The organism is Kribbella sp. CA-253562, from assembly GCF_050942265.1.
In the GTDB taxonomy this organism is placed as follows: Bacteria; Actinomycetota; Actinomycetes; order Propionibacteriales; family Kribbellaceae; genus Kribbella.
On record NZ_CP192049.1, the window covers coordinates 7,892,807 to 7,905,292 of the forward strand.

Sequence of the window (12,486 nt, forward strand, 5' to 3'; positions counted from 1 at the left end):
TAGGGTGGGTCGCCGTGAGCATCGCCGACGGCGGGATTCCCAGCCCGAACATCTGGCACCACCCGCAGACCTACGAGATCGAGAACCGGGCCGTCGACCCGGACGGCGTGATCGAGCCGGCCATGCGGGCGATCCGGGACTGGGCCGGCGCGACCGTGCTCGACCTCGGGTGCGGGACCGGCTTCCACCTGCCGATGTTCGCGCGGACCGCCGCGCACGTGATCGGCGTCGAGCCGCACGGCACGCTGGCCGCCGCGGCCCGGCGCCGGACCCGGCAGCTGGACAACGTCGAGGTCAAGCAGGGGACGGCGCAGCAACTGCCGATCCCGGACGCGTCGATCGACGTGATGCACGCCCGGTGGGCCTACTTCTTCGGCCCAGGCAGCGAGCCGGGGCTGGCCGAGCTGGACCGGGTGATGCGGCACGGCGGCACGGCGTTCGTGATCGACAACGACGGGAGCCGGTCGACGTTCGGGCGCTGGTTCAGTGCGGCGTACCCGATGATCAAGCCGGCCGAGGTGGAACGGTTCTGGACGTCCCGCGGCTGGCAGCGCACGCCGCTGGACATGGGCTGGCGGTTCGAGAACCGGGCCGACTTCGAGGCGGTGGTGCGGATCGAGTTCCAGCCGCAGATCGCCGAGCGGATCATCGCGTCGTACGCCGGTCACGAGGTCGACTACGCCGTCAACCTGTGGAGCCGCACCTACTGACCGGCCGCTCGACACGCGGCCCGCTGCGATGGCCCGCCGGTCGCCCTAAGGTGAGCATTCGCCACGACCTGGGAGGCGCCTCACCGGCATGGACGGACTGCTGCTGCAACGGCTGCTGCCGGGACTCCCCGACGAGGTGAGGATCGGCGCAGGGCAGCAGCACTCCCTGGTGGTCGCGACGCGAGCCGAGGCCCGGCTGTGCGCCGACCTGATCGCCGGGCTGGAGGAGCCGCCACCGAACGCCGTCGTCGAGACCAGCGGACCGGTCCGGCTCGTCCCTGCCGAGGGTGGCCTGCTGCCGCACCTCACAGTGCTCGGCAACATCCTGCACGGCCACGTCGCCGCCCACCGCGTGACCAGAGACGCGGCGGAGAAGGAGTGCCGGCTCACCGCGACCAACTGCGACCTGGACGACGTACTGCATCGCTATCCGCACGAGATCACGCCCGGGCGACGCCGGCTGGCCGGACTGGCCCGGGCGGTGCGTTCCAACCCGTCGGTGATCGTGCTGGAGGACGCGCCCGGGCTGCCGACCTGGGGTTCGCTGCTGCGGCCGGACAACATCACCGAGCTGTGGTCGATCGCGGTCGTGCTGATCACCACCGATTCTGACCGCGCCAAGGGGTTCGACGCGTGATCCGCCGTCGGGTGGTGCTCGCAGGTGCTGCTGCCGCGGCCTTGTCCGGCTGCAGTCCCGACGTGCTCGGGCTGAGCCGCAGTGTGCGGGTCGCGGTGAGCTGGGGTGGACCGGAGCTGCGGGCCTTCCACCGAGTGCTCGATGGACTCGGCAAGCTCGACTACCCGGTCGACGTGATCCCGCTCGGCGACGACATCTCCACGGCCTTCGGCGCCCGCTCCGGCCGGCGGCCTGATCTGGTGATGCTGCCGCAGCCCGGTCTGGTCCCGCTGCACCGCGGGGAGCTGGAGAAGATGCCGGCCGATCTGGCTGAGCGCGGTCGGGCGCGGCTGTGGGACGAACTGCTGGCCCAGGACGGTTCGACGTACGGGGTGCCGTTCAAGACCGCGCACAAGTCGGCGGTCTGGTACCGGCCGTCGGTGTTCCGCAAGGCCGGTGTGCGACCGCCGGCGCTGTGGGAGGAGTGGATCGAGCTCAACAAGGCGCTGTCGACCAGTGGCATCAGACCGCTCGCGTTGGGCGCCGGTGACGGCTGGATGCTCACCGACTTCCTGGAGAACATCCTGCTCGGTACGGCGCCCGGCGCCTACCGCACGCTGGCGGTGTCGATCGATCCGCGGCCCTCGCGGGTGCCGGAGTTCGCTGCTGCGCTGCAGAGGCTGGCGACGCTCTGGGCTGCGCCGGGCACGCTGGCCGGCGGTGTGGAGCGCTCTCTGACGCAGCAGTTCCCGGACGCGGTTGTAGAGGTCTTCGGACACCGCCGGGCCGCGATGGTGGCGGCGCCGGACTTCGCCGAGCCGGTGATCCGTTCGTTCGCGGCCGATCCGTCCGACGTCGGGCTGTTCACCTTCCCCGCCTTCGCCGCGGGAGCGGCCGCACCGGTGGTGGTCGGCGGTGACGTGATGGTGCTGCCGCGGCCGGCGACCGACGACGCGTGGGACCTGCTCCACCGGCTCGCGACCCCAGCAGCTCCTGCTCCCTGGATCGAGAGCGGCGGCTTCCTGGTCGACGGACGCACCACCGGCTACTCCCCCGAGCTGGACCGGTTGGCTCAGCAGCTGGTGGCGCCGGGTGCCTCGCTGCAGTTCGACCTGTCCGACCGGCTGGGCGAGCTGGGCGGCATCAACGGGCTCTGGCGAGTGCTGACCGATCTGCTGGTCCGCGTCGGCAACCGCGGGCAGGACGTCGTACCGGAAGCGGTGCGGTCCGCGCTGGAAGAGCTGGCGAAGGTGGAGAGCTGATGGGCCTCAGCAGCAACGGCTTGTCGCTCGAGATCGCGGGACGAACGGTCTCCGGCCGTCCGGTGCCCGGCAAGCCGCAGCGACCGGCAGGCCCTTATCTGCTGGGGATTCCGGCGGTCCTGCTGAGCAGCCTGCTGCTGATCCCGGTGGCGATCACCGTGGTCGCGGCGTTCCGGCTGCCGGACGGGTCGTTCGGGCTGGAGAACTTCGCGGTGATGGGCGACCCGGCCGCACTGCACGCCGTACGGAACAGTGTGGCCTGGGTGGCGGTCGCGCTCGCCCTGGTCGTCGTCGGGTTCCTGCTGGCCGTCGTCAGCTACCGGTTGCCCGGTCTGTCGTCGTTTCTCCAACCAGCGTTGGTGATTCCGTTCGCCGTGTCGGTGCTGGTGTCCGGTGCGACGTTCCGGCTGATGTTCGATTCGTCGCCCGAGCGCGGCACCGTGACGGCGGTGTGGACCTCGCTCTTCGGCAGCAGCCCGGTGTGGCTGGGACCTGGACTGTTCTGGCTGGTCCTGGTGTCAGCCTTCGGCTGGACCTGGCTCGGGTACGTCGTGTCGCTGTTCCGCGCCGGACTGGACGCGATCCCGGACGACGTGAGCCGCACTATCGCTGCCGAAGGGCTCACTGGGCTGCGTCGCTGGCGCGCACTCGAGCTGCCGCTACTGCGGCCGATCACCGGCGTGGTCACGCTGACGCTGGTGGTCGCCGCTGTCCGGGTGTTCGACCTGGTGCTGATCGTCGTACCAGGACCGATGCAGCACGACGCCGATGTCCTGGGCCTGAACTGGTGGCGTGCGACATCCTCCGGCGACAACTCCGGCCGTACGGCGGCGCTCGGTGTGGTGCTGTTCGCCATCGTCGCCGCGGTGGCGGTGATCGGTGTCCGCGGGTTGCGCCGGCGACGCTGGGCGATGCCGGTGAGCGTCGTACCGGCTGACTCGTCGCTGCGCAGACCCAAGCCCAGCAAGCGAGTTCGGCGGATCGGGTGGACTGCCGGGTTTGTGGTGAGCCTGTTCTGGTTCCTGCCGGCGGTGGTGCTGGTCGCTACAGCGTTGCACTCGCCGCGTGAGGCCGGACTGCGTGGCTGGTGGTCGCTGCACGGGCTTGGGCTGTCGTCGTTCGACGCTGCGGCGAGCATCGGGCTGCTGCGGGCGTTGCTGTCGACTGTGCTGATCTCCTCGATCGCCACGGTGGTGCTGCTCGTTGTTGCTGTCCCCACTGCTTACCTGGTCGCATGGGGTGGGCTGCCGACCTGGCTGGGGCGTGTGGTGACGTCGGTCTTCGTGGTGCTGGCAGTGACGCCCGTCCAGATGTACGCCGCACCCCTGCGGGACGCGATCGACGCCGCCGGGCTCAGCGGCTCGCGGATCGCACTGGGGCTGGTGCACGCGTCGGCTGGCCTGCCGTTCGCCGTACTGCTGCTGCGGTCCGCGTTCGCGTCGGCTCCGCCCATGCTGGTGGCCGAAGCTCTGCAAGGGCCCGCGCGGCAAAGCGCCGTACTGGCGACGGTGCAACGGACCTATCGGCCGGCTGTGCTGGCTGTTGCCGTGCTGGAGTTCGTGCTGGTGTGGAACGACTTCATCGTCGGCTTCCTGATCAGCGGAGCCGGTACGACGCCGCTGTCGCTGGTGCTGTGGGGCGAGGCGCGGCAGTTCTCGACCTCGGCCGGGACGGTCGCCGCGGCAGCTGTGGTCGCGTCGGTCGTCCCGGCCGTGCTGATGCTGACCTTCTGGCGGACCGTGGTGCGCGGACTGACCATCGGGAGCCGGCCGTGAGCACGCCCGACGAGGAGAAGCCGAAGGGCGAGCGGCGGCGCGGCGACTTCCTCGGGATCAGCGCGATCGCGGCCGGTCTGCTGTCGGGACTGGCGAGCGAGAAACTGTCGCAGAGCCTGGAGAGCGGCGGCTGGATCAAGGTGGCCGGGTGGAGCCTGACCATCGTCTTCTTCGTGATCTGGGCGGTCTACAACGCCCCGGTGGTCCGGCGGAAGTACCGGAACTGGCGTACCGGTGCCGCCGTGACCAGTACGCCGTCCGAGCTTCGCGCCGCTGCCGAAGAGGCCGAGCAGTGGCTGGTGGCACTCGGCTCGGAGGCGGGCGGTCTGGCCGCGGCGGAGTGGTTCGAGCAGAACGAGCCGAGGCTGCGGTACGTGCTGGCGAGCGAGAAGCCAGTTGCTGCGGCGGCTGACGACCTGGCGCGGATCTGCGACGCGCTGGACGCCTGGTACGTGCGGCAGCGCCAGCCGGAAGACCTGCTGGAGTTGAGCGACTACCTGCTGACCGTGGCGGAGGGGTGCGGGCGGCAGGACCTGGAGGAGTTGGCGACAGCGCGCGGCGCCACGGCGTACCGGCTGCTGGGGGAACTGGACACCGCGATCGCGAGGATCGGGATCTCGGCCAACGTCGCGCCGTCGCGGCGCGGGCACAGCCGGACGGCGGCGGCGCTGGACACCCGGCGGCAGGTCGAGCTGGCCCTGGTTCATTTGGCTCGGGCGGACGCCGCACCGGCGGGCAACGAGCGGGACGAGGCCGTCGCCCATGCACGCAGCCGGCTGGACGATGCGCGGCTCAGTCGGCCGGGGCCGGATCTGGCGGCTGATGTGGCGATCTCGATCAACCTGGCGATCGTGCAGCTCTATCAACAGGACGCCGAAGGCGCGCTGGACCTGCTGAAGCCGGCTGCGGCTCGGGCCGCTGCGGCTGGTGACCGGAGTGCGCAGGCGCATGCGTTCGAGCTGATCGGCGTCGCCGCATGGATGCTGAAGCGGCGCGACGAGGCGGTGAAGTGGTGGGGGCGGGCCGAGCACCACTACTCGGAGATCGACGAGCGTGAGGGGCAGGGGCGGTGCCTGCAGCATCTCGGGTCGGCGGCGGTGGTTGCGGGCGATCGCGAGGGTGGGTGCAGGCTGCTGAAGCAGAGCGGGGTACTGCGGTCGTTCGAGAGTCCGCTGCTGGCGCAGTACCTGGAGGCTGGGACGCGGAGTGTGGCTGCGCCGCCGGAGCCCGCGCCGCGGGGGCGAGGGGTGGTTGGGTGGTTGCGGCGGACGATCGAGCTTTGGCGGTTGCGGTGAGCGCGCGAGGGTGATCGGCCGGCGGCAGTGACGGGCACCGATCGGCCGGCGTACGGGTGTGATCGGGCCGCCGGACGGACTTGTCGGTGGCTTCGCCTAGGTTGTCGGTCATGGTGAAGGCGACGGGGCAGACCAAGGCGAAGGCAGCGGGCAAGTCCCCGTTCCAGTGCACGGAGTGCGGCTGGACGGCGGCGCGCTGGATCGGCCGCTGCGGCGAGTGCCAGGCCTGGGGCACGGTCGTCGAGGTCGGTGCGCCGAAGGCCGCGCGGATCACCGCCGGCCCGGTGTCGTCGCCCGCGATGCCGATCGCGCAGGTCTCCGCGGTCGAGGCCGAGTCGCGCCCGACCGGGATCGGCGAGCTCGACCGCGTGCTCGGCGGCGGCGTCGTCCCGGGTGCGGTGATCCTGCTGGCCGGTGAGCCCGGCGTCGGCAAGTCGACGCTGCTGCTCGAGGTCGCGGCCCAGTCCGCGCGCAACGGGCACCGCACGCTCTACGTCTCCGGTGAGGAGTCCGCCGCGCAGGTCCGGCTACGGGCCGGTCGCACCGACGCGCTGGTCGACGAGCTGTTCCTGGCGGCCGAGACCGATCTCGGTGCGGTCGTCGGTCAGGTCGACGCCGTCGAGCCGTCGTTCCTGGTGATCGACTCCGTGCAGACGATGGCGCACCCCGAGGTCGACGGCGCACCAGGTGGGGTGACCCAGGTCCGCGAGGTGACCGGTGCGCTGGTCCGCCTGGCCAAGGAGCGCAACATCGCGGTCGTGCTGGTCGGCCACGTCACCAAGGACGGCGCGATCGCCGGACCGCGGATGCTGGAACACCTGGTCGACGTCGTGCTCGCGTTCGACGGCGACCGGCACTCGGGGTTCCGGATGGTGCGCGCGACCAAGAACCGGTTCGGCCCGTCCGACGAGGTCGGCTGCTTCGACATGGTCGACACCGGCATCGTCGAGGTCAGCGACCCGACCGGGCTGTTCGTCTCCGAGCACTCCGAGCCGGTCGCCGGGACCTGCGTCACGGTGATGATGGAGGGCCGCCGGCCGTTGCTGGCCGAGGTGCAGGCGCTGGTCGGCCCGTCGTCCGCGCCGCAGCCCCGGCGTACGACGTCCGGACTGGAGTCGTCGCGGGTGGCGATGGTGCTCGCCGTCCTGGGCAACCGCGCGGGCGTGAAACTGCACGACCACGAGGTGTACGTCGCGACCGTCGGCGGGGTGAAGATCACCGAGCCGGTCGCCGACCTGGCGGTCGCCATCGCGGTCGCGTCGTCGGTCACCGACAAGCCGATCCACCCCGGCCTGATCGCGATCGGCGAGGTCGGCCTGGCCGGCGAGGTGCGCCGCGTCGGCGGGCTGGAGAAGCGGCTGGCCGAAGCCGCCCGGCTCGGATTCACCAAGGCGATCGTGCCCGCCGACGTGCCGAACCGGGGCAAGGACCTGAAACCCCTGGACATGCAGGCGAAGTACGGGCTGCGGGTCTTCGCCGCCGGCGACATCCGCGCCGCGATGCATGCCGCCGGGATTCTCTGACCGACGGTCCCTCCGTCGGGTTCAGCTCTCGGTGACGGCGTGCACCGACAGGACGGTCCGGTTGTCCAGCATGCGCGTCTCGACCAGCCGCAGCGGCCGGCGGGACCGGCCCTCGGCGAACAGCCGCTTGCCGCCGCCGAGCAGGACCGGGTGCACCACGACGTGGTACTCGTCGATCAACCCGGCCTCGGTCAGCGCATCCGCCAGGTCCGCGCCACCCGTCAGCAACAGGTCGCTGTCGCCCTGCTCCTTCAGCTTCGCCAGCTCGTCGACCGACCGGACGACGGTCGTGTTCCAGCCGGGATTCTCCACCGAGGTCGACACGACGATCTTCGCCGCCTCCCGCCAGATCGGCGCGAAGGCCAGGTCGTGCGCGTCGTCCGAGATCGACTCCACGTCCGGCCAGTAGCCGGCCATCATGTCCCACACCCGCCGCCCGTACAGGAACGTCTGGGCCCGCTCGTGCAGCCCGAACGAGTACGCCGACAGCTCCGGCCCCATCATCGGCCAGTCGAACTCGCCGTTCGGGCCCTCGATGAAACCGTCGAGCGAGGTGTGGACGTAGTGGACGATCTTGCTCATGGTGTGCTCCTGATCCGGGCTGCCTGTCCTGCCTGACACCCCTCGGTCGGAGCCGTCTCCCCAGCTTTGACATGCCCCGGACGAAGTTGTGGTGCCGCTCACAAGCATGAGACGGGTGTCCACACCCTGGTTGGGCGTTACGTACTCTGGAGGGCGGCCCACCCCCTCCCCGCGGCCGCCCACGAAGGAGCCTTCCATGACCGGATCCAGAGTTGTCGCGCTCGGCCACTACCAGCCCGAGCGAGTGCTCACCAACGACGAGCTCGCCACGATGGTCGAGACCAACGACGAGTGGATCCAGAGCCGGGTGGGGATCAAGGAGCGCCGGATCGCGGCGCCCGACGAGCAGGTCGACGAGATGGCCTGGCGGGCCGCGGAGAAGGCGATCGCGAACGCCGGCCTGGACAAGACCGAGATCGACTACGTCGTGGTCGCCACCTGTACGGCGATCGACCGCTCGCCGAACATCGCCGCCCGGGTCGCGGCCCGCCTCGGCCTCGGCCACCCGGCCGCGCTCGACGTGAACACCGCCTGCTCGGGCTTCAGCCACGCACTGGCCACCGCCGACCACGCGATCCGCGCCGGTGCGGCGTCCAAGGCGCTGGTGATCGGCGTCGAGAAGCTGTCCGACTTCACCGACTGGACCGACCGGACCACCTGCGTACTGGTCGGCGACGGCGCGGGCGCGGCCGTCGTCGTGGCCAGTGACGAACCGGAGATCGGCCCGGTGGTGTGGGGTTCGGTGCCGGAGATGTCGGACGCCGTCCGGATCGAGGGACCCGACGGGAAGTTCGCCCAGGCCGGGCAGAGCGTCTTCCGCTGGACCACGACGCAACTGCCGACGATCGCGAAGGAGGTCTGCGAGAAGGGCGGGGTCACCCCGGAAGAACTCGGCGGCGTCGTCCTGCACCAGGCGAACCTGCGCATCATCGAGCCCCTGGCCAAGAAGCTCGGCGCGGTCAACGCGGTCGTCGCCCGCGACGTCATCGAGTCCGGCAACACCTCGGCCGCGAGCATCCCGATCGCCCTGTCCAAGCTGATCGAGCGCCGCGAGATCCCAGCCGGCGCCCCGGTCCTGCTCTTCGGCTTCGGCGGCGGCCTGTCGTACGCGGGGCAGATCATCCGCTGCCCGTGACCAAGCGCGCTTCCGGCGGCGGGTAGCTCCGGCGACGGGGTGGGCGGTCGCAGGAGCGCGGGCCGCCGCTCCGGAACCACCCTCACGACGACCCGCCCCACAGCGACCGCTTGCTCTGGCGACCGCCAGCCCGGCAACCGCCCGCTGCGGTAACGGCCCGCCGTGCCGACCCGCGCTGCAGGCGACCCGCGCTCCCGGCAGCGCCTACTCCGGCAACCCGCCCCGCTACGACCGCCACTGCGGGCCCCCGGCCCCGACAACCACCCACCGCGATAACCCCCAGCGACCGCCACTCCAGCAACGCGCGCTGTGGCGCCGGCCAGCTCCGGCAACCCGCGTACGCCGAGACTCGCCGTACGGGCGCGGCGAATTTTCGCTGCCGTCTCGGCGGACCGATCGACCGGTCCGGTAGGTTCGCGGGCCGGGGGCGGGGCACAAACAGCCGGCCGTACGCGGGAAAAGTGATTGCACGCGTCGCGTGCACATTCGGATGCACGGGCGTTTGCAAGCGCCCGTCGAACCACCTCGGACGGAGCGCTCGCTCCGCAGGCTATTGGCTCACACCACGCCGCCGACCCGCATAGACTCAGGGATCGTGGCCCCCAATTCCGACAAGAACAGCACCGATGCCCGGATGCGCGCGACGCTGGCTGCCGTGGCACCCGGGACCGAACTGCGCGAAGGCCTGGAACGGATCCTGCGGGGCCGCACCGGCGCCCTGCTGGTCCTCGGTCATGACAAGACCGTCGACTCCATCTCCACCGGCGGCTTCGCGATCGACGTCGAGTTCACCGCCACCGGTCTGCGCGAGCTGAGCAAGATGGACGGCGCGATCATCCTGGACCGCGACGTCAGCCGGATGCTGCGCGCCGCCGTACACCTGATGCCGGACCCGTCGATCCACACCGAGGAGACCGGCACCCGGCACCGCACCGCCGACCGGGTCGCCCGGCAGACCGGCTTCCCGGTCATCTCGGTGTCGCAGTCGATGCACATCATCGCGCTGTACGTCGACGACCAGCGCTACGTACTGGAGGACTCCGGCGCGATCCTGTCCCGGGCGAACCAGGCCCTGGCCACGCTCGAGCGGTACAAGCTGCGCCTCGACGAGGTGTCCGGCACGCTGTCCGCGCTGGAGATCGAGGACCTGGTCACCGTGCGGGACGTCGCCGCCGTCGCGCAGCGGCTGGAGATGGTCCGCCGGATCGCCACCGAGATCGACGGGTACGTCGTCGAGCTCGGCACCGACGGCCGGCTGCTCACCCTCCAGCTGAACGAACTGGTCGCCGGCGTCGCCGGCGAGCGCGAGCTGGTCGTCCGCGACTACTTGCCGCCCGCCACCGGCCGCAAGGCGAAGACCGCAGACGACGTACTGCTGGAGCTGGACGCGGTCAGCCCGACCGACCTGCTCGACATCGGCCAGGTCGCACGGGCCCTGCAGCTCGGTGGAGCCGAGCAGCTGGACGCGGCGGTCACCCCGCGCGGCTACCGCCTGCTCGCCAAGGTGCCGCGCCTGCCCGGCGCCGTCATCGACCGCCTGATCGAGCACTTCGGCCACCTGCAGAAGCTGCTCGCCGCCAGCATCGACGACCTGCAAACCGTCGACGGCGTCGGCGAAAACCGCGCCCGCACAGTCCGCGAGGGCCTGTCCCGCCTCGCCGAGTCCAGCATCCTCGAACGCTACGTCTGACGGGTCTCGGATCCACCCACCAGCCCCGAAGCACTGGAACGCGGCGCCTACACCAGCACCGCCACCGTCGAAGCGGACTAGGAAGCGACCACGTAGAAGGCCTGGGCGGCGGACGCCTGGCCGTCGTACGCGGCCTTGGCCACGTAGGTTCCAGGCTTGGCCTGCGGCTGGCCGGGTAGGCAGCCGGGGGCCGAGCGGCGCCCGTCCCAGGCGATCACACTGGTGGACTGCTTGCCCTTGGCAACCAGGAAGGTTGCTCGGGGCACGGTTTGCTCACACTGCGTGGTGGACCAGATCTGGTCCGCACCGGAGGTGATGGTGAGCGACAGCAGGGCCGGATCGATGGCCGCCTTGCACTCCCCCCGGACGGCGCTGAGCTGGACGGAGAAGTTCAGCGAACCACCGCTGGAGATGGACCGTACGGCGGGCAGCACGGCCACCCGGACGTCGCGGCCGGCGCAGTCCTTCGGCGGCTCGGGCGTCTTCGGCGTCTCCGAGGTGCTCGGCTTGGCCGTGGATTTCGTGGTCGGCTTGCCGGTGGTGCGCGGGCTCTCGACCGGTGTCTGCTCGTCGGTGGACGGCGTACTGGTCGGGTCGACCGGGGCTCCGGAGGTCTGCCCCTGCTGCGGTCCGCCGGCGGCCGTGTTCTCGGGCTTGTCGCCGCCTCCGCCGATCAGCCGGCCGAACAGCACCAGTACGACCACCAGGGCGACGAGCAGCAGGCCCCTGCGGAACCAGTAGACGCTGGCAGGCAGGTGCCCGACCGGACGGAGCAGGCTGCTCATGTCCGCACCTTAGTGTCAGGATTGAGCCCGACATGTCAGACTCGCCGCTTCCCCTCGCATCCACCTTGCACACTCCGGTGCTGCAGTGGTACGTCGCCAATTCCCGCACGCTGCCCTGGCGAGAGCCTGACGCCGGCGCCTGGGCGGTGATGGTCAGCGAGTTCATGCTGCAGCAGACACCGGTCGCCCGGGTGCTGCCGGCGTACGAGAAGTGGATGCGGCGGTGGCCCAAGCCGGGTGACCTCGCCGCTGAGCCGCCTGGTGAGGCTGTGCGCGCCTGGGACCGGCTGGGCTACCCACGGCGGGCTCTGCGGCTCCACGCGGCCGCCAGGGCGATCGTGGAGCTGCACGGCGGCGAGGTGCCGGACGACCACGCCGCACTGCTCGCACTGCCCGGCGTCGGGACCTACACGGCGGCAGCGATCGCGTCGTTCGCCTTCGGTCAGCGGCACGCGGTGGTGGACACCAATGTGCGACGGGTCTTCGCTCGTGCCCTCACCGGCGTCGCGCAGCCGACCATCTCCCCGACTGCTGCCGACCAGCGACTCGCTGCCGCAGCTCTGCCTGCGGACGAGGCGACTGCGGCCCGCTGGGCTGTCGCCACGATGGAGCTAGGCGCTCTGGTCTGCACGGCCCGCGTCCCGCGGTGCGGCGAGTGCCCGATCAGGAGCCAGTGCGCGTGGGTCCTGGCCGGTTCCCCGCCGTACGACGGACCGCCGCGCAAGGGCCAGACGTACGAAGGCACCGATCGCCAGGTCCGCGGCCGCCTGCTCGCCGTACTGCGTGCTGCTTCCGGGCCGGTCGCCAAGAAGTCCCTGGACGCCAGTTGGCCCGACCAGCTCCAGCGCGAACGCGCCCTCGACGGCCTGGTCGCCGACGGACTGGTCGAACCCCTCCCCCGGAATCGCTACCAGCTCCCCCAATAGCCGCCCACCCTGCGCTCCCGTCCCGGCCCATTTCGACGGTTAACCGTCAACGGAGTGGGTTCTACCTCTGTATGCGGTCGTAGAACCCATCACCGGCAGGGTTAACCGTCGAAATGGGACGCGGCGGGATGGGACAGAGCGCGACGGGTGGGATGGGACGCGATGGGCGATGGGACGAGCGGGAGGG

General features: G+C 71.1%; 11 protein-coding genes. 9 read left to right on the forward strand and 2 right to left on the reverse strand.

Going from position 1 to position 12,486, the window contains the following annotated elements:
• Window positions 1-14: 14 nt before the first annotated feature.
• The 6 genes from ACQPXM_RS37555 to radA all read left to right on the forward strand — a co-directional run bounded on the left by ACQPXM_RS37555 (window position 15) and on the right by radA (window position 7,181).
• Window positions 15-710: a class I SAM-dependent methyltransferase gene (locus ACQPXM_RS37555; RefSeq protein WP_432942745.1), complete on the forward strand. Its 696-nt coding sequence runs from the start codon at window positions 15-17 to the stop codon at window positions 708-710.
• A gap of 88 nt (window positions 711-798) precedes the next feature.
• Window positions 799-1,347, forward strand: a complete 549-nt coding sequence (locus ACQPXM_RS37560) for a hypothetical protein (RefSeq protein WP_432942746.1) — start codon at window positions 799-801, stop codon at window positions 1,345-1,347.
• Window positions 1,344-2,588 carry an ABC transporter substrate-binding protein gene (locus tag ACQPXM_RS37565; RefSeq protein WP_432942747.1) on the forward strand — a complete coding sequence of 415 codons (1,245 nt, stop codon included), beginning with the start codon at window positions 1,344-1,346 and terminating at the stop codon, window positions 2,586-2,588. Before ACQPXM_RS37560 ends, ACQPXM_RS37565 begins: the two co-directional genes overlap by 4 nt.
• Complete coding sequence (locus ACQPXM_RS37570) at window positions 2,588-4,363, forward strand: sugar ABC transporter permease (protein ID WP_432942748.1); 1,776 nt, start codon at window positions 2,588-2,590, stop codon at window positions 4,361-4,363. The genes ACQPXM_RS37565 and ACQPXM_RS37570 overlap by 1 nt, the downstream gene beginning before the upstream one ends.
• A complete protein-coding gene (locus tag ACQPXM_RS37575; RefSeq protein WP_432942749.1) occupies window positions 4,360-5,658 on the forward strand; it encodes a hypothetical protein in 1,299 nt (432 codons plus the stop codon). Before ACQPXM_RS37570 ends, ACQPXM_RS37575 begins: the two co-directional genes overlap by 4 nt.
• Window positions 5,659-5,768: 110 nt before the next feature.
• The gene (radA, locus tag ACQPXM_RS37580; protein ID WP_432942750.1) at window positions 5,769-7,181 is read left to right on the forward strand and encodes a DNA repair protein RadA; all 1,413 of its coding nucleotides are present in this window, start codon (window positions 5,769-5,771) and stop codon (window positions 7,179-7,181) included.
• 21 nt (window positions 7,182-7,202) lie between these two features.
• Here the strand turns inward: radA and ACQPXM_RS37585 are convergent, their stop codons facing one another.
• On the reverse strand, window positions 7,203-7,763 hold the full coding sequence (locus tag ACQPXM_RS37585) for a dihydrofolate reductase family protein (RefSeq protein ID WP_432942751.1): 561 nt from the start codon (window positions 7,761-7,763) through the stop codon (window positions 7,203-7,205).
• A 196-nt stretch (window positions 7,764-7,959) separates the two neighbouring features.
• Between ACQPXM_RS37585 and ACQPXM_RS37590 the strand changes: the two genes are divergently transcribed.
• Both ACQPXM_RS37590 and disA read left to right on the forward strand, forming a co-directional pair.
• Window positions 7,960-8,898, forward strand: a complete 939-nt coding sequence (locus ACQPXM_RS37590; protein ID WP_432942752.1) for a beta-ketoacyl-ACP synthase III — start codon at window positions 7,960-7,962, stop codon at window positions 8,896-8,898.
• A 634-nt stretch (window positions 8,899-9,532) separates the two neighbouring features.
• Window positions 9,533-10,588, forward strand: a complete 1,056-nt coding sequence (gene disA, locus ACQPXM_RS37595; protein ID WP_077018955.1) for a DNA integrity scanning diadenylate cyclase DisA — start codon at window positions 9,533-9,535, stop codon at window positions 10,586-10,588.
• 77 nt (window positions 10,589-10,665) lie between these two features.
• Here disA and ACQPXM_RS37600 read toward each other — a convergent pair whose 3' ends face one another.
• Window positions 10,666-11,373: a hypothetical protein gene (locus ACQPXM_RS37600; protein ID WP_432942753.1), complete on the reverse strand. Its 708-nt coding sequence runs from the start codon at window positions 11,371-11,373 to the stop codon at window positions 10,666-10,668.
• Between the two features lie 32 nt (window positions 11,374-11,405).
• Here ACQPXM_RS37600 and ACQPXM_RS37605 point away from each other — a divergent pair, with 32 nt between their 5' ends.
• Complete coding sequence (locus ACQPXM_RS37605) at window positions 11,406-12,299, forward strand: A/G-specific adenine glycosylase (protein ID WP_432942754.1); 894 nt, start codon at window positions 11,406-11,408, stop codon at window positions 12,297-12,299.
• The last annotated feature ends 187 nt before the right edge of the window (window positions 12,300-12,486 follow it).